Raw genomic sequence first — 19,149 nt, forward strand, 5'->3', positions numbered from 1 at the left:
TGGTTGATTATTTGGGTGGAATGAATTATAGTTGTTCCTGTATACCAGTCGCTACATTATGGACGGGCATACCTTTGATACATTCATATCTATCATGACCAGACAGGTAATTGAGGTTTCCTTTTTTATCACGGCTTTCCCTAAAACGGGAATATATATAACCTTCTTCAGGCGTAAGCGCTTTCAGCGGTCCCAGACGACTCTTTTTTACAAAATAAGCATTATTACCTACAGAATTAGCGCCAACGAATGCATAACCTTTTTCTTCGGCAAGCATACATAAAGCTTTCAATGAGGCCCCAAAATACAGATGGCTATAGTGGGCCCGTTCCCTGATAAAGTCAGGTTGATAAGGTACCGTAATAGCTCTATCAATACCAAATACACTATTGTATTCCGCAACAACAATAACGGGGTCAACTATATTAATTGCCTTCCATACCCAATAGTCGTTGCCATCAATATCTACAGATAATAGACCTATTTCTCCCTGAAGCCCCTGAGAAGCGATCAGATCATTGATATTATCTCTGTTGATAAATGCCTTCACAGCCTTAAGGTCATGTTGATAGTAGATATCATCTGACCGTATATAGCTGATACTTTTCTCAGAGCCATCAATAACAACGCCCGACCAGTTATTGTATTTCAGCAGGAAGCGGGTGTTAGATTCAACGTAGTTCTCCACGCCAAATTCAACAAAGGTCGTTGAAGGTACATGCACTTTATTAATGAGATACTGAATAATACCATCATCTCCATTCTGTGAGAAAACTTTAAATTCAGCAGCGGCAAGATTGTCGAGTACTGGCAGGTCTTTATTCTGTCGGGCCAGGATGGTTCCTAATAGTAAAAGATCTGTTTGCTGGGCTTTCCTGGTAGTATACAAAAAATGGTGTAGGACATTAACCAATTTCTTCATTCGTTTCATCAAAAACATGGTATGAGTTAAGTGAATGGAGCGGTCTCCGAAAATATGTCAACTGATAAATACAGTAATAATATAAATATTGTTCATTTCGTAATTATTTCTAACATATCCTGTTTAGCAAACATTCTCCGTATACACAGTATGACAGGGCCTGACTCCTGCAAAATATCTTTTTTTTCCAATTTTGTGCATATGACATTTTTGATTTAACTTGCTTCAGTCTGCGAATGCATAATCAATAAAATCTGCAAAAATCTCACTTGCATATAGTGGTGCCCCAACCGCTGTACGGTATTTTATTGTTCGATCTGATAGCCATTCCATGACTCCTAATAACAAACCATCACCCAAATATTTCTTTAGCCTGGATGCTATAAGGGGCTTTGCTGCGCTCATAGTAGTTTTATGTCACTGGCAGTTCTACTTTTATGAGGATCAGACGCTCCAGACCAAACCGCTTGAAGAGCTGGGAGTACCTTTGTATCCATACCTTTCAATTTTTTACCATCACGCCTTCTTCGCGGTGGATCTGTTCTTTCTATTATCAGGATTCATTTTCTTCTGGTTTTATGCAGATAAAATAGCTGACAGGAAAACTCCGTTCGGCAATTTTATGTGCTATAGGATTACCAGGCTATACCCGGTACATCTCATTACCCTGATATCACTGGTATTCATACAATATGTGATGCGGAGTATGAACGGCCACACGTTTATTATTCAGAATAATGACACCTATCATTTTATTCTTAACCTGCTGGCAATACATAGCTGGGGGTTTGAGAAGACCCCGGCACTGAATGGATTTAACGGGCCGTCCTGGTCTATGTCAGTCGAACTGTTACTATACCTGCTGTTCTTCCTGCTCGCATGGAAAAACCTGCACCGGCACAAACTGCTGATCATTGGTATAGTAGTAGCAGGAGCAGTAATACAATATGTCTATTCAATGATAGGTCAGGGCATTTATTCCTTCTTCCTCGGCGGCCTAAGCTACCATCTCTACGCATGGATGGTGGAACAGAAAAATGTAAGACGTATTGCTAATATTGTAACAGTGGCTGCGGTGCTGCTTTGGGCAGTTGTTGTGACGGAATATGCGTTTTCCTATATCCGGGATATCTCTATGATAGTAATGAAGAAAGTACTGTCAGGGAAAGATGAAGCCTTTCATACTGCATTGTTCAATCTTTCACGTAATACCTTCTTCCGTACTATCATCTCTCCTGTTACCATACTTACTCTCGCACTGACGGAGACTACAAGGGGAAGCCTGAAGATCAAATGGGCACTGGTATTGGGCAATGCCAGCTATGCATTGTACCTGATACACTTTCCGCTAATGGTTGTATTCTTTATCATGGTAGATATCCTCGGACTCAGCAGAGACGTATTCCACTCTCCGCTCACGCTGCTTACATTCTATGCTGTATTGATTCCACTAAGTATACTTACTCATTATTATTTCGAGTTACCTATCCAGGACCTTTTCAGAAAGCGGCTGCTCAGAAAGCCGTCACCTGGACTCGTTACCGCCGTCAACAAACAAATTACCACGTAATACATATTGCCAATGAAACAAGACCACTGTCGTCACCTTTGTTTTTATTAATCAACATTGAATATGATAGCTAAAATCCATTTACTGTTATTTATTGCCTCGGTCCTGCTTACAGGCTGTGTCAACACCAAGAAGATTACCTATTTCAATGATCTCGAGAAAATTAACGGAACAGAAACAACAAACAGATTACAGTCATTTAAAGTACAGCCAGGAGATATCTTACAAATTACAATTACGACGATTGACAAGGACATTTCGCTTATTCTGAACCCGGCAGCTGTTAACACATCTCCCACTAATCCAACCGGTATGGATGCGGGTTATATTGTCGATAGTGCCGGCTTCGTTAGTCTGCCGCTCATAGGAAAGGTGTTTGTCAAAGAAAAAACTACTTCTGAGATCAATGATATTATTACACAGGAACTGAACAAGACGATCAGAAATCCGTATGTCTCGACGCGTATCGCCAATTTCCGGGTCTCGGTATTGGGCGATGTAGCCCGTCCCGGATCTTACAGAGTACCTGGTGAAAGAGCATCGATACTGGATGCACTTAGTATGGCGGGTGATTTGAACACCACCGCCGTGCGTAACGACATTATGCTAATTAGAGAGGTAAACGGCGAAAAGCAATATGTTTCTCTCAATCTGAATGATGGAAAAACACTGGCTTCGCCTTACTACTACCTCAATAATAATGACGTTATCTATGTCAAGCCTGGTTCCAATAAACTGTTTGGCACTTCAAAGCTCGTACAGTTACTGCCAGCGGCTATCGGTATTCTTTCATTAATCACCACCATCGTCATTGTTTCTGTTAAATGATACATCAAATGAATCGAAATAAGGAACTGAACAATAAAAGTGCACTGATAGACCTTGGAGATCTGTTCAGGAAACTGCTGTTTCACTGGCCGTTGTATTTAATTGTACTACTGGTCGCAACGGCAGGCGCATTGATATATCTCAAATATGCACGTCCACGATATATGTCTACCGCTAAACTCTATCTGAAGGATGAAAAGAAAAACGGGGAAGAGACGGATCTGCTTAAATCGTTGTCACTTTTCAATAGCGGTAAGAATATCGAGAATGAAATGGAAGTATTGAAATCGCCCATACTAATCGAAAAGGTGATACGAGACAATCGCTTTAACGTACGCTATTTTACAAAAGGGGCGTTCCGGAATGAGGAAATCTACGATCAGAATCCATTAAGGTTAAACTTTCTGAGTGATAGCGCAAAGGTGGGAAATTACAAATTTGACATTACTCCTGAGAAGGATCTACTGAATGTTAAATGGGTTAATAATCCAAAAGATGAAGAGATTGTCTTCCATGTGCATTCCGATGATCCTTTCTTTGTAAACAAGGACAGGTTCAGCATCAGCTATCATCCATCCGGCAATGAACCTCTAAATGAGACGTTCAGGGTGCAGGTAGACTCAGTGGAGGAACTGGCATATAAAAAGATTGAAGATATTGGAACTGCACTTGTGAACAGAGATGCCACTGTTGTAATGGTTACCTACGAAGACCGTATTGCTGCCCGCACGGCAAACTTTCTGAATGCACTGTTGGATACTTACAATGAATATACCCTGGATGATAAAAATCGTGTTGCACTTAAGACCATCCGCTTCCTTACCGTACGTATAGATTCATTAAAAGATGAATTAGGATTTCTGGAAAAGCAGGAAGAGCGATTCAAAGTACAGCGGGGGATTACAGACATTGAGGGTAGTTCAAAACTCGCACTTGAGCAGGTAAAGGAAGCTGACATCAAGCTGAACGACGCCAATATGCAACTCTCTGTATTCGATCAGGTAGAGTCTTATATTAATGACCCCGGCACGGACTATCCCTTTGCCCCGGTACTTGGGAATGTTGATCAGGCATTGACAGGTATGATCAACCGGTATGAAGAGCTGTTAAAGGAGAAAAAACGATTGTCGTTATCCCTGCAACCCGGTAGTATGATACTACAGAATACAGAAGCACAGATTGCCGATGCAAGGAATACCATCAAAAACTACATTTCCGGCTACAAGCGTAATGCAGGTGTAGCGCAAAATCAGATGCAGGCGAAGGTCAACCAGATACAGGCAAAGATAGCCAGTATACCAGCTTATGAAAGGGAATACATTAATCTGAAGAGACAGCAAAGCGTAAAGGAAAACCTGTACCTGCACCTTCTGAAAAAGAAGGAAGAAGCCGCTGTTTCATACGCCAGCAATGTAACAGACAATAAGGTACTTGCACCTGCTTTTATTCCGGCTAAACCGGAATCTCCAAAAAAGACGCTGGTATTTGTGAGCTTCCTGGCAGTTGCGCTGGTACTATGTACTGTCTATGTGTATATAAAATATTTCCTGAATAATAAAGTACTGGACAAATCAGAAATTGAACAGGCATTCGGCCGCCCGGTAATGGCAGAGATCTACCAGGACGAAACAGGACAAAAAGACCTGTCCCTGCATAACCGTTCAGTATTACTTGAACAGATCTTCAACCTGCGTACTAACCTCCGTTTCCTGCTGAATGAGCACCATGGTCAGTCTACAATCATGATTACATCCAGCATCTCTGGAGAGGGTAAAACCTTTATGACTGCCCATCTGGGAAATTCATTGACAGTGAACAATAAAAAAGTAATACTGCTGGAGCTGGACTTACGCAAACCTAAGCTCTCCCGCTCCCTTGGGCTGGACAACCAGACAGGAATCACCAGCTATCTGGTGGAAAGTAAAACCCTGGATGAAATTATCAAGAATGTGCCGGGTACAGACGGGCTTTATATGATATCCTCTGGCCCAATTCCTCCTAACCCTGTTGAGTTGATAGAAAGTGCCAGGATGCGTACGCTGATAGAAACGCTAAAACAACGGTTTGACTACATCCTTATTGATACCGCACCAATTGGTATTGTATCTGATGCCAAGAGCCTGGCACCATTCGTTGACTGTACACTGTTTATGGTACGCTACAACTTCACTTTGAAGTCCAAAATGGCAGCTGTAGCAGAGAGCGTCAGAGACAGCTTCTTCCGCAAGTCGGGCGTCATATTTAATGGTATTGAGCAGGATTCTTTCTATCCATATTACTACTATGATCATTATTCTTATTCCGATAATGGCCATAAAGAGAAAGTATGGTCATCATTAGCTAAAAAAATGAGACAACGCATTGCATAAAGTATTTACAAATAGCGGTTGGTTATTGGCAGACAAGTTTGCCCGTTTGTTCATAGGACTTGTTACTATGGCAGTAATAGCAAGGCATATCGGTCCGGAGGCGTTCGGTATCTGGAATTATGCCCTCGCTCTGACGGCCATACTAGGTAGTCTTGCTACACTTGGACTTGACAAAATAGTAGTAAAAGAGGTAGTATCGTTTCCTGAGAAAGCTGACCGGATCATTGCATCATCACTGGCAGTTCGTTTGGTGGCTGCGCTACTCGCATTTCTAGGCATTAATGCGATTGTATTTGCAATTAAAGGGTATTCAGACGTATATCTGTATACAACAGCGATCACCGGACTGATTGTGATACTGCAGGCATTTGATGTGTTTGACTCTTACTATCAGGCAAACAATGAAGTTCAGCGGGTAATTATTCCTAAGGTAACAGTATTTATTTTCTTCTGTTTAATTAAACTGCTACTGGTTTATATGGATGGCACTTTCATTCAGTTGCTCTGGGTATCATTTATTGAATTGCTTGTAACATACCTTATTATATTCTTTAACTATATACGAAGCGGCAACAGACGCCTACTGAAAGCCATAAGTTTTCAGGAAATCAAACACTTACTTACGGAGAGCTGGCCGGTAATGTTTACTGGCCTTTTAGTATTGCTATACCTGAAAGCAGATCAGCTATTGCTGGATACACTTGGCACATCTGCGCAATTAGGCGAGTATGCAGCGGCGGCCAGAATATCAGAAATATGGTACGCCCTACCAACGGTCTTATCTACAGCATTGTTACCCGGGCTTATCAAGAAAAAGGGAAGAGATGTGTCAGCTTATGTACAGGCAATGGAGCGATGGCTACGTCTATCGTTCTGGGCAAGTACGCTGGTTGCCATTTTAGTTACATTCTCAGCAATGCCGGTGACGCAGCTATTATATGGCGTACAATATCCCAGATCAGGTATCATACTGTCTATTCACATATGGGCGAATATACCTGTCTTCCTTTGTACTGCGCTCATGCAATATCAACTAATAGAAGGAGCGTACAAAACTAACCTGTGTGCCAGTCTTTCCGGGATTTTGGTAAATATTGTCATTAACATACTATTAATCCCCTCCATGGCAGGCGTTGGAGCAGCCACTGCTACTGTACTTTCCTACATAGCAGTTTGCACAACGTTGGTAGCCCTGGACAAAACTGGCAGGCTTGCAGGAATGATGCAGAAAATGGTATATCCGGCGGAAGCGATTGCTGATGCCAGATATATGTTTGATGCGTTTAAAACATTTTCAGACAATTTCTTATCAGTAATACGCGAAAAGTATTTGACGAAATGACGAGTGTAAAAAAAATCATAGCGACAATTGCTTCTAAAGTTGTTCCACAGATACGTTATCTGGCACCAGCTTATAGTTCAGAAGGAGAAGACCTTATTCTGAAAAGGATTTTTGACAACAAGACAAACGGCGTCTATGTGGATGTAGGCGCACATCATCCCTTCCGTGTATCCAATACCTACCTGTTCTACAAAATGAAATGGACTGGTATTAATATCGATCCTATGCCGGGTTCTAAGGCATTGTTTGATAGGTACCGTCCGCAGGATGTAAATCTCGAAATGGGTGTTTCTGCTACCAGACAACATCTTACCTATCATATTTTCAATGAGCCGGCACTCAATACTTTCTCAACTGATAAGGTTGAAGAGTATACACAGGATCCTAAATACCAGGTAATCAGAGAGAAAAAAATTGAAACCTGGCCACTTGCCGACATCCTTGATCATTACCTCCCGGCAGGCAGTTCTATTGACTTTTTAACCATTGATGCTGAAGGTCTTGATATGGACGTATTGCGCTCTAACAACTGGAAAAAATACCGGCCAGCTTATATCCTGGTAGAATCGAACCCTTTCCTGCTGTCAGAAATGGATAACTGTGAGCTGGGACAGTTCATGCAACATGCCGGTTATGCCATTTTCGCCAAAACATATTATACCTACTTCTTTAAAAATATGACCCATGAGTAAGTTATATGTCCAATATGGTTGTGGACCTTTTTCCGCTCCTAAAGGCTGGAAAAACTTTGATGCTTCTCCCACCCTACGTATACAGCAACTTCCGCTAATTGGCGGATTGTTGAAGCATAGAATGCATGTGACGTTCCCCCAGGATGTATTACTTGGAGACATCTTAAAAGAGCTACCCGGTATCGCTCCTGACTCCTGTGATGGCGTATACTGTTCTCATGTACTTGAACATCTCGCTTATGAAGATTGTGTACTGGCAGTACGCAACACTTATAGTATACTTAAGCCCGGCGGTTACTTCCGCTGCGTAGTGCCAGATCTGGAAAGTGCAGCGCGGGAATATGTGGAGGACTTGTCCAATCAGGATCGGGAGGCCAATACTAAATTTCTGGAAAAGACGATGCTTGGCAAAAGACAACGGTTACGTGGAATAAGAGGATTATTACAGACTACACTCGGCAACAGAGAACATCTGTACATGTGGGATACTCCATCGCTTACCAGCATATTAGAAGAAACAGGTTTTAGACAGGTAAGAACATGCAGGTTCAATGACTGTCCCGATGATATGTTCAGACTTGTTGAGGAAGCATCGCGATTTGAAAGTGCAGTTGCATTAGAAGCTATAAAATAAAGTGCATTGAATACGCCCGTTCTATTATTAATATTTAAGCGGCCTGTCCAGACCATGCAGATACTGGAATGTGTCCGGCAGCAACGACCTACCCATTTATTTGTAGCAGCCGATGGCCCACGCCGGTTCATTGCAGGAGAAGAAGAATTGTGCATGGAAACAAGAGCAGCAGTAATGAATGCCATAGACTGGCCATGTGAGGTACGTACACTTTTCAGGGATCAAAATCTAGGATGCGCCCGATCAGTAAGCAGCGCAATTACTTGGTTTTTCTCACAGGTGGAAGAAGGAATTATACTGGAAGATGACTGCTTACCCGACCCCAGCTTTTTCGGCTTTTGTGCAACATTGCTGGAACGGTACCGACATAATGAGCAGATAATGCATATAGGAGGTAGCAATTACCAGGCAGGTAACAGCAGAGGTGAGGGGTCTTACTATTTCTCACGATATGCTCATATATGGGGATGGGCAAGCTGGAGGAGAGCATGGCAGTATTACGACATCTCGTTGCAACGGTACCGGCATGCCTCAAAAGAAGACGTGCCACCACAGCTTGTAAGAGAACTGGATATTTTTTTTGAAGAGAAAGCGGATACGTGGGATACCCAATGGTTTCTGACAGTGCTGTTCAATAAAGGAATAGCTATTACACCTAACACTAATCTAGTCAGGAATATCGGGTTTGGAAAGGAAGCAACGCATACCAGAACGGAACCTGTATGGTTTAAAAAGATGGTATACGGCGGTATCCCTGAAATCATACATCCAGCGGCAATTAAAGTTGATATCGTCGCAGATACTTATACGCTGGATACGGTGTTCAAATGTAGCTACCTGTTTTACATGATGAAAAAGATAGTAAAAGGTAATAGCATGTTGTACAATTTGTACAAACGCATATCATAAATCGTGAGGTGATGGATAACAGTATTTATAATTTACTCGTCAGTAGCAATCCATATGTGGAGGTGTTCAAAGAGACAATGCCACTGGTAATTGCCGGCATGTTATTACATCTGCATTACAAAGGCCGCATAACTGCATTGGAGACATTGCTGTATGCATTTGCGACAGAAGCTTATACTATGCTAAGGATCGGGCCTACTTTTACAGCGACGTTTTTTGTAAGCGTGGCGTTTACTGTTGAGCAGCTTCATTACCTTATAAAAGGACAGATTTATATTCACCGTAAATATTTGCTGTTACTTGTATTACCGGCTTTATCAAGCTTTATTATTTTTCTCATTGTTCAACTATATAAAGATCCGTTCTATTATCCGCCAGGGAAGCAGAATGACTTTTATTTACGACCGATATATTTTTATATCAAGACTTACCTTCCATTGTTTGCTATAGGTGCAAAAATATTACAAGATAATGAGCAACTGTCTTTTGACTATTATGCAGCTGTTCTGAAACGTATTGCAAAGTTTTCTTTTGTAGTTGCCACCTTACAGATATTTTGCCAGTTTGTATTACACAATAATACCTTGGGGGAAATTCTTGGGCTTCAGCAGCGCTATATGCTGGAGTCGTCAACGTCTATATTCAGCATGCGTGTACAGGCGCTATTTGGTGAACCAAAGGTATTCAGCGCATTTTTATCAGTGTCAATCCCCCTGTTTGTACGTAACAAAGAATATCGTCTGGCTGGCATCAGTATATTGATGGGGCTCCTCACCGTATCCCAGACTTTCTGGATCAATATGCTATCTGCTATACTTACCTTCTTTGTAGTAAACCGCATATCCTCTACAAGATTAAAAATCGCTTGCACGCTTGGTATTATTGTCAGTCTCTTTCTGATCGTCAACGAATCAAAAGACTATTTTATCAAGTTATATGCAAAGAACCAGAACAGTGCCATGTATCAGCTGGTATTCAAAAGATCGGTATATAGGTATGACAATGAAATTTGGCAGAAGAACAATGTAGTGATGGGCATGCCCTTACAGCGGGATATGGAATTGCCGGTAGTAGATTTCTTCAAAGATCAGCCCTATTTACTATTATCAGGATACGGTGCAGGCAATAGCACTTTTATACCTGCACAGTATTTTTTCGGGCAGATGAACTATGAAAGCCGGTTAAATGGTATTGGTGGACATAATCTTAACATGCGATGGTTCTATATACTGGCAGAATTTGGTTTCTTTTCATTAATCATCTTTTTCTTCATACTAACGCACACTAGAAAGAACATATCTCCATTTCAGAGCAGTTATTTTGCCTTTATATGGGTTTGTTTTTTCTTTAGTCAGATAGATCTTTTTCTAATCATTACAGCGCTGATATGCGCATATGAGGAGGAAGTCGTTTTTGATCCAGTAGTATATCAACTGAAACATTCTTATTAGACATATGCAGATCTTCCTGGACAATATTGTGTTTACCATACAGAAAGCAGGTGGAGTATCAGTATACTGGTATGAGCTGCTTCAGGGTATATGTAATGCAGGTCTGTCAGTGAGCTTTCTAAACGCAGGTTTGAATCCTGCAAATATATTTGAGCGACAGCTGAATTATCAACAACACCCCTGTATTAGAGAAAGCTGGATACCACCAAGATACCTGCGGTATCTTCCCTTACAACGTACTTTACCTCACAGTGCGGTGTTTCATGCAGGATATCTCCGAGTGTCTCCGCAGAAGAATGTGCTGAATATATTAACCATTCATGACTTTGCGCATGAGCGGAGGATTGCAACACCATTTCCTCGCGGACTAGCTAATATAAAGCAGAAGGCTTACGGTATCAAACGTGCGGATGGAATTATTTGTATTTCCGACAGTACAAAAAGGGAGTTATTGCACTTTTTCCCAGATACCGATCCTGCGAAATTGCGTGTTGTATATCATGGCATTGCTGATACCTTTCACCCGTTTGACAAGGCAGAGTCATCCGCGCCATTGTTACCTGCAGATATTCGTAACCCATATATACTGTATGTAGGCGGACGTGATAATTATAAAAATTTCAGAACTGCGATTGAGACAATTATGCTATTACCACCTAAGTATACACTTGTGATAGCAGGTGGCGGTGCCTGGCATAAAACAGAAAGGCAGCTTTTGGAAGAAAAACTGCCAGGACGCTACTTCATTGTTGAAAATGTAAAACCCGCTGATTTGAATACGCTTTACAATTATGCCTGGTGCCTGCTCTATCCTTCTTGTTATGAGGGATTTGGATTTCCTCCTGGTGAAGCGATGAAAGCAGGTTGTCCTGTGGTTACAACAAACTGCACCTCCATGCCCGAGGTAGTTGGCAATGCCGGCCTTCTGGCTGGTGAAATTACCGCAAAATCATTTGCAGATCAGATTCTGCAACTGGAAAACAATCAGTTTCGTCAGGAAACCGTAAGCGCTGGAATTGCACAGGCTAGCCTGTTCACCTGGGAAAAAAGTGTCAGGGAAACTATAAGTTTTTATAAAGATTGCTGGAATAACAAATTTGTGTCATGAACCTTATCTTCAAACTAGCAGATGCTGCTAAAGTCTTTTTACAATCCGGCCGAGGATTAACATCAATGCTGAAAAAAGGTGTATCAATTGCATCAACGCAATTATTGCATAATTGCAAGCATTACATTCCCGAAGTGAATACTATCCTGGACGTTGGAGCAAACAGAGGCCAGTTTGCATTATCAGCTAAGTACTTTTATCCTAAAGCCGGTATCCATTCCTTTGAACCAATACCAGAAGTGTACTCTACCTTGGAACAGAATACGCGTAACATCCCACGTATTCATACGTACAATTTTGCGTTGGGTAGCACAAATGGTACACTTGAATTTTATGCGAATCATTATTCACATGCTAGTTCGGCGCTGCATGTGTCATCTTTACAGCAACAATTATTACCGCAAACAGCAGAAGCCGACCAGATTAAGGTACCTGTTAAGTGTATGGATGATCTGTTACCAGGGTTACCTGTAGAGCCGCCTATTCTGCTGAAATTAGATGTACAGGGCTTTGAAAAAGAGGTATTAAAAGGAGCAGTACATAGTCTGGAACACATAGATTATCTGCTTTTTGAAACATCGTTTGTACAGATGTATGATGGTGAGCCACTGTTTGATGAAATGCATAATTATGTCAAAGAACTTGGATTTGAGTTCATTGCGCCAGTCGGCTTTCTGCAGACAGATGACTTACAAATATTGCAGATGGACCTATTGTATAAGAAAAGAAAATAATCATGATCGATGTAACATCTAGCTCGTATATGAATGGATGTTTATCACCAATAATACTATTAGCTAATCCCTGAGTTTAACCTTAAGAGCACGTTATTTCATAGCAATACCCCATATTCTAATCATGCAATCTGTATAAATACATCCATATGAAACGACGTATTCATGCTATCCAGTTTCTAAGACAAAGTATTGATTATATGGTGCTGACTGCCGCATTTCTGTTGACCAGGAAGTATATCGCTGGGAAAGGCGATGTATTTCTTTCCAATTTTAATATTCTTCTTTTAATGACGAGCCTTTTCATATGGACAATTACCGGCACATCGCTACGCTTATATGATGATTATCGAAAGACTTCGTCTTACTCTTTTGAGTTTGTAGCTATACTAAAAAACGTACTACTGCATGTTTGTGTGTTTTCCTTTCTATTTTTTTACTTTTTCAGATCATACCCCTATCCCCGTACTTTTACCTTATTGTATGGAGTGTACATATTTGCGGGCGTTATTATTACCAAGTACGTTGTAAAAAAACTCACGCTGCATTGGCGATCTCATCACAGTAATCCCAAAAACGTATTAATAGTGGGTACTGGTCAGACGGGCATTAACTTTTACCAGACCATCACAGCCAATAATCACTTCGGGTATAATTGTGTCGGATTTGTGGATGATCATACAAATGCTCAAATAAACGGACATTATCTTGGTAAGATATCTGAGTTAACTAATATACTTGAATCAAATGAGATAGACGATGTAATTGTTGCATTGCCTGAATCAGCAAGAGAGCAGACAGCGCAGATTATTGTCACTAGTGAAAGAGCAGCCAAAAGGGTCAAACTTATCTCTGATGTACATCAATATTGTACACCTACAACCAGCATGAATCTGCTGGGAACTATTCCGCTGGTCAATCTTCGCTCCTTTGCATTAGACGATCCGGGACATCAGCGTTTAAAAAGGGCCTTTGACATTTTCTTTACGCTTGCCATCATGATTGCATTCAGTTGGCTATTTGCCTTAATTGCCATACTTATTAAGCTATCGTCCAAAGGTCCAGTACTCTTCAAGCAAGAAAGATGGGGATTAAAAAACAAGAAGATCACCTGTTATAAATTTCGCTCCATGAAAGTACAATCTGCAGAGGTAGATAGTAATGGTAAGTTTATGCAGGCTACCAGAGATGATGAGCGTGTTACAACTATAGGGAGATTTTTGCGTAAAACAAATCTGGATGAACTGCCACAATGCATCAATGTACTGATGGGTAACATGTCTTTCGTTGGACCGCGCCCTCATGCCACACCTTTACATATCGAATCAAGGGAAACCGTACAGCATTATATGTTGCGACAGATGGTAAAACCCGGTATTACCGGTTGGGCCCAGGTAAACGGTTGCAGAGGTGAGACTCGTTTTTCAGGTCAGATGCAAAAACGTGTTGACCTGGACATATGGTATATTGAAAATTACAGCTTTTGGCTCGACTGCCAGATCATTTTTCAAACTCTCATGAATATGATTAAAGGCGACAAAAACGCCTATTAATTATTAATAGACAATTTAACTCGATTCAGACCAATATATGTAAACGCTATTAAGGAGACTAAAAACTTGAACAATAGCACATACTTCTGATCTTGTTAGGCATTATATAAGGCAATTCTGTGTTACAGGTCTTAGCAGAGAAAAGTCTATGATTATCATGGTGCCGTGAAAAAGCTATTAATGTTGTAGATGCCTCGCTTAATGAAGACTGTTGATCCAGTATATCCGCCGATGCTATTAACAATGAAAAAGCGCATATTGCCGGACACTACCGATAATATGCGCTTGAATATTCTACTAATCTAAATGTAGGATCAATAATTCTATCAGGGCGTCCACATGATATTAGCCCCACCAGTAGTACTGGAAATAGGGTTGCTGGACGTAAATGTTACACCGCAGAAGCTGATCATTGTTGTAGTTCCGTTCAGTGTGACCAACACCTCTCCTCCGGTTGCATTATATGGGAACGATAATGCAGAGATATCTACCAGTACTCTAACTCGACCAGCAGGTACGGTGCCAGTACCAGTTACTACGGGATACCGGCCCTCAGCTGGAGGTTGATTGCCTGAAAATTCAAAATCACATGTTGCTAGTTCTCCATTGCTTAGATGCACAACGAAATTGGAACCATTAGGACGCCCTTCTATCTTATTAAAAGACATTAAAGATACCCTTTGGATTCTTAATACGTTGCTATCCAGATCACACGGATCCCATGGACCAGTAACAGTTAATTCTCCAGAGCTGGCAGTGTAGGTGCAACCGCCATTTGTAACAACACTCAATGTATATACATGCGGACCCTTATCAGGACGCACGATTACCGGAGATTTTTCATGAGAGACGTACCCGTTCGGGCCTTCCCAGGTATATTTCTTCGGCTCATCGATTCCAAAAACAGACAATCTCAGGGTATCATTATTACCCAAAGGAGCGTTCGAGGATATCTTAGGCTTCAGTCCGAGGTCGCAAACGGTTTCTTTACCGCCAGCGCCACCGCCGCCACAGGCAGCTAGCAAACCGGAAATACCAATAAATAATGCTATTAATAGATGTCTATGCCGCATTGCTGAATATTCATCAAACCCCTTAAGACTTTTAATATGATCTTTAAGACAATATTTAGAAATCAGATTTCGTTTAATTGATATCATAAGGTTACAGGATATTGGATATGTATTCGCTGACTCTTGTTTTCCTGTTATTCACAATTAGTATTGCTGCACTGCTATTAGTCCACCTGACACTGACCGGGCTGTATCTGATATTCCCTATAAGGAACAGTTGAAAAAATCAGATAGAAACGACAATCTTTTCGTTAGCATAATACTTGAAATGGTGTAAAACCGAGTAATAAATATAGGAAATAGTTTATTTATTAATATTTTTTTATATTAATAATAGCGCAATTGTGTCAACCTGAAACATAGATAAAAACATAATACCATCTCATTTTCAGCAATTTACGAACCAACTAAATACCTAGAATTTTTTTTCACTTTTCCTAAGTCAAGGGCAACTTTTTTGCCGTAAAAGTGAAAAATCGCCATTTTCAGGGATAAATGAAAAAGGGCCGGAATGAGATTCCGACCCTAAAAGATTCTAAAAAATCGTCATTTTTATCTACTTGATGTTGATGATTTGTTCAGGCACATTCCAACCTTTTACAGTTACGACTATGTTACCGGATTGGCCTATAGCTTCTCCGCTAATAGTCACCAGTTTCTCTTCTCCAGGCAGTACGGAAATATAATTATCATTATAAAATACAGGCAGAACACGTTTTTTTGTTTTGCTGTTAACTAGAGAAACGCGGTTGAAGAACGCAATCGGACCGTTGACAGGATTGCTTATTTTTACAGTAATGCTATCATTCCCAGCCTTTTGGGCAAGTATCTGCACTTTAGCTGTTTCCATTTTTTGCAGACCTGAGTAGTTTCCTGTGCTGTCCGGGAACCAGTAAAGGTTGTCATCAATAAGCTGCTTGTCTTTGTCTAACAATCGCGCCGACAGAAAAACGCCATCTTTTGCACCCATTTTATCGAGGCCACTTTTCACTGAAAGGTATTTCTGCACAGTTTTAGGACTGATTTCGGTGAACACCTGGGTAAGTTGCGTGCCCTTACCTGCCATATCAAAGGCCGTCAGCTGCAGCATAATATCTGTATGATATTTAAAGGTATTATTGACTGTGAAGATGTTACCATCAGTTGGATTGCACATTACATGCAATGGTGCACCTCCGGTACGGTTACCATATAAACATGCATTTGGATCCAGATAGTAATCATACATCTGACCACGTAAAGCAGTCCACGGATTTTGTGTTTTCCAAATAATAACTCCTGTATACCAATCCCACATATGAGCGCTAAAGCCTTCCATCAGGGCACGGTACTGATCATAATTTACGAGCTGAGCCTTGGCAGCAAAGTCTTTTACATCTTTAGGCTTGCCGTATGGGTCAAGATGATTAAAATAAGGAATATATTTATGATAGTCCCATACAGAATCGACTCCACCTTTCTTATTTTCAGGAGCTTTCATGTTGGCAGTAGGTATAAATCTCTCCAGAGACTCATAATCTCCAACCCCTACAGATCCAACCTCCGAATTGAAAGGAAATGTTTTCTCGTTCCAGAAAACAGACATCGGTTGTATATTATAGGGTCCATCTCCATTACCGCCGATCGCATTGTAAGACATACTGTCTGAGTTGGAGTAATGGAAGAAGAAACGGGTATTGTCTAACACAGCTAAAGAATCCTTTATAGCGTTCAAAATATCAACCGGAGGTGTAATTTCATTACCACCACACCAGAAAGCCAGAGAAGCATGGTTGCGCAACATTTTAATCTGGTCAGCCGCTGACTCAATGAAAAGGCTATGATTGTCAGGATAACGACGGCGAATCCATTGGTCCTCTTTCTTCAGTGGATCAACCCATCTTCCATTACAATCTCCAGACATCCAAAAATCCTGGAATACAAGCATTCCATATTTGTCACAGGCTTCGTAAAACTCTGGTCTTTCAGTTAAACTTCCACCCCAGATACGTATGAGGTTCAAATTCATATCCCTATGGAAACGCACTTCTGCGTCGTAACGCTCTTTACTGAACCGGAACATTGCATCGGAAGTTATCCAGTTACCACCTTTGATAAAAATCTTCTGACCGTTTACAGCTACCTCCCGGCTATTAGTATGCCCGTTCCAATAGGTCTGGATTTCACGTACGCCAAAGCTGATATCTTCAGTATCATCAATGCCATTATCATCTACAAATTCCAGTTGAAGATTATATAGCTGTTGTGGACCATAGCCACTAGGCCACCACAGCTTTGGGTCTTTAAGCTCCAGATCTGGTAAATCTATTGTAGTCATCGAAGTTGCCGCTAGCGTTACTTTCTTTGAAATGGTATTACCTGAGAGTTTGTACCGCAATGCACCTTCAACAACCTTAGCAGTAGCATTTTGAAGAGTAGCTTTGACAATAAGCGTAGCAGGTGCTTGCGGTCCTTCCGGTAAACGAATACCAGGCACTCTAGTGATGACCTGTGGATCTTTAATACGGACAGCCCCTGTCTTCTCAATAGTTACCTTATCCCAAATACCGGTATTACGATCACGCATTGGCTGGATCCAGTCCCAACCCGCAGTATACTGTGGTCCAACATTTTTTGCAATAGTGCCATCACCACCCTGACCACCATTCGGGTCACCAACAACAGCAGGCGGATAGACAATAACAGCGAGTCTATTCTTCCCATCTTTTGCCAACCATTGGGTGATGTTGTATGAGTGTCTGAGATAAGTGCCAAAGTGAGTAGCGTTATTAATTCGATGCCCATTCACATAGATGTCGCAACCATCGTTTACTCCTCTAAAGTGCAGCCATACCTGTCCGTCAGCGGCCGGTTTCTGCTCAGTAAAATCTTTTACAAACCAATAAGTATAATGATCTTTTCCGGTGGTATAAATGTCCGGAATACGCTCATTGTTCATCCCATAAAAGGGATCTGGCACCAGCTGATTATTAAGCAGAGTAGTCAAAACTGTACCTGGTACCGTTGCCGGCATCCATCCTGATAGTTTGTAAGAAGGCGTAGAAAGCGCTTCTCCCTTGACAGTAACCTTTGCAATGTTATTACACTGCCAGCCGCTGTTTAATTCATACTGGCTTTGCGCAGCCAATGGTAAAAAAGGTGCTAATAAGAGACCTGTAACATTCAATAATTTCCGAACCATAATGTGCATGAAAAGATTTTTTTAGGCAGAAAGTGCCAACATTCACTGATAAAACAAAAATATAGGTTGAAAGCTCAAAATCAAAATGCGAACAGGCTAATATTGGATAGGCGGTAACTTAGCTGAACAAATATTAATTATTTAACATAATTAGAAGTTAGCTATCATTTGTAATTTTCAACTATTTAGATACGGCCAATAATTTAGTCTCGACTAGTAAAAATACTTACCGAAAGGTGAACTGCTTTAAATAAAAAAGGTGAAAAGTGATAAAATCACCTTCCACCCTTATATGGCAATTGATAAATTTATTATATAGGGTCAGATTCCACTATTACCACCTTAGTATATATTGTTGAAGTAGGAGGATCGATCGTTGCGCCATCTGCTCTCTGAACTTCCAGGTAGATCGTTCCTGGTTTGTAAGTGTATACAAAAGTTGAACCATTAAATACATCAGGAATAGCTTCCCAGGTTACTTTATCTGAAGAGATGTAAACAAGTATACCGCTATTGCGATTTGCATAATCATCTATTTCAGGTACAGGAATCGGTGCATACCAGGTTTTGGAATCAGAATCAAATTGCCATGCTGATGCCTGCACATCAAACTGAATAGTTCTATTAGGTATGACAGCTTCCTGGGTAATATATTCTTTAGTGCAGCTGGAGAATACAAGACCCAACAACAGCATGGGCAGAAGCAACAGTGATTTCATAAAAGAGAAATATTGATAGTGATATAATATAGATTGATATAATAAACGATCATAAGATATCCGA

15 protein-coding genes are annotated in these 19,149 nt (G+C 40.9%); 11 read left to right on the forward strand and 4 right to left on the reverse strand.

Annotated features, from left to right (window positions below; genetic code table 11):
- Positions 1-25: 25 nt before the first annotated feature.
- Positions 26-931 carry a hypothetical protein gene (locus K1Y79_RS05175; protein ID WP_236059498.1) on the reverse strand — a complete coding sequence of 302 codons (906 nt, stop codon included), beginning with the start codon at positions 929-931 and terminating at the stop codon, positions 26-28.
- 322 nt (positions 932-1,253) lie between these two features.
- Between K1Y79_RS05175 and K1Y79_RS05180 the strand changes: the two genes are divergently transcribed.
- The 11 genes from K1Y79_RS05180 (at position 1,254) to K1Y79_RS05230 (ending at position 14,112) form a co-directional block, all read left to right on the forward strand.
- Complete coding sequence (locus K1Y79_RS05180; RefSeq protein ID WP_220248932.1) at positions 1,254-2,492, forward strand: acyltransferase family protein; 1,239 nt, start codon at positions 1,254-1,256, stop codon at positions 2,490-2,492.
- A 63-nt stretch (positions 2,493-2,555) separates the two neighbouring features.
- On the forward strand, positions 2,556-3,320 hold the full coding sequence (locus tag K1Y79_RS05185; protein WP_220248933.1) for a polysaccharide biosynthesis/export family protein: 765 nt from the start codon (positions 2,556-2,558) through the stop codon (positions 3,318-3,320).
- Between the two features lie 8 nt (positions 3,321-3,328).
- The gene (locus tag K1Y79_RS05190) at positions 3,329-5,689 is read left to right on the forward strand and encodes a GumC family protein (protein WP_220248934.1); all 2,361 of its coding nucleotides are present in this window, start codon (positions 3,329-3,331) and stop codon (positions 5,687-5,689) included.
- On the forward strand, positions 5,682-7,031 hold the full coding sequence (locus tag K1Y79_RS05195) for a flippase (RefSeq protein WP_220248935.1): 1,350 nt from the start codon (positions 5,682-5,684) through the stop codon (positions 7,029-7,031). Before K1Y79_RS05190 ends, K1Y79_RS05195 begins: the two co-directional genes overlap by 8 nt.
- The gene (locus K1Y79_RS05200; protein ID WP_220248936.1) at positions 7,028-7,723 is read left to right on the forward strand and encodes an FkbM family methyltransferase; all 696 of its coding nucleotides are present in this window, start codon (positions 7,028-7,030) and stop codon (positions 7,721-7,723) included. The genes K1Y79_RS05195 and K1Y79_RS05200 overlap by 4 nt, the downstream gene beginning before the upstream one ends.
- Positions 7,716-8,357, forward strand: a complete 642-nt coding sequence (locus K1Y79_RS05205; RefSeq protein WP_220248937.1) for a class I SAM-dependent methyltransferase — start codon at positions 7,716-7,718, stop codon at positions 8,355-8,357. The genes K1Y79_RS05200 and K1Y79_RS05205 overlap by 8 nt, the downstream gene beginning before the upstream one ends.
- Before the next feature lie 54 nt (positions 8,358-8,411).
- The gene (locus tag K1Y79_RS05210) at positions 8,412-9,266 is read left to right on the forward strand and encodes a hypothetical protein (RefSeq protein WP_220248938.1); all 855 of its coding nucleotides are present in this window, start codon (positions 8,412-8,414) and stop codon (positions 9,264-9,266) included.
- Positions 9,267-9,277: 11 nt separating this feature from the next.
- Positions 9,278-10,717 (forward strand): hypothetical protein, encoded by a 1,440-nt coding sequence (locus K1Y79_RS05215; RefSeq protein WP_220248939.1) that lies wholly within the window; start codon positions 9,278-9,280, stop codon positions 10,715-10,717.
- Between the two features lie 4 nt (positions 10,718-10,721).
- Positions 10,722-11,825, forward strand: a complete 1,104-nt coding sequence (locus tag K1Y79_RS05220) for a glycosyltransferase family 4 protein (protein ID WP_220248940.1) — start codon at positions 10,722-10,724, stop codon at positions 11,823-11,825.
- Positions 11,822-12,559, forward strand: a complete 738-nt coding sequence (locus K1Y79_RS05225; RefSeq protein ID WP_220248941.1) for an FkbM family methyltransferase — start codon at positions 11,822-11,824, stop codon at positions 12,557-12,559. The genes K1Y79_RS05220 and K1Y79_RS05225 overlap by 4 nt, the downstream gene beginning before the upstream one ends.
- Before the next feature lie 149 nt (positions 12,560-12,708).
- Entirely contained in the window at positions 12,709-14,112 is a 1,404-nt protein-coding gene (locus K1Y79_RS05230) for an undecaprenyl-phosphate glucose phosphotransferase (protein WP_220248942.1), read from the forward strand.
- Between the two features lie 326 nt (positions 14,113-14,438).
- On the opposite strand, the gene K1Y79_RS05235 is transcribed toward K1Y79_RS05230, so the two are convergent.
- From K1Y79_RS05235 to K1Y79_RS05245, 3 genes are all read right to left on the reverse strand, one after another.
- Positions 14,439-15,185, reverse strand: a complete 747-nt coding sequence (locus tag K1Y79_RS05235) for a hypothetical protein (protein WP_220248943.1) — start codon at positions 15,183-15,185, stop codon at positions 14,439-14,441.
- Positions 15,186-15,741: 556 nt separating this feature from the next.
- The gene (locus K1Y79_RS05240) at positions 15,742-18,375 is read right to left on the reverse strand and encodes a glycoside hydrolase family 2 protein (RefSeq protein ID WP_220248944.1); all 2,634 of its coding nucleotides are present in this window, start codon (positions 18,373-18,375) and stop codon (positions 15,742-15,744) included.
- Positions 18,376-18,677: 302 nt separating this feature from the next.
- Complete coding sequence (locus tag K1Y79_RS05245; protein ID WP_220248945.1) at positions 18,678-19,085, reverse strand: hypothetical protein; 408 nt, start codon at positions 19,083-19,085, stop codon at positions 18,678-18,680.
- Positions 19,086-19,149 lie beyond the last annotated feature (64 nt).

The sequence above is a fragment of the Chitinophaga rhizophila genome (assembly GCF_019492185.1).
Taxonomy (GTDB): domain Bacteria; phylum Bacteroidota; class Bacteroidia; order Chitinophagales; family Chitinophagaceae; genus Chitinophaga; species Chitinophaga rhizophila.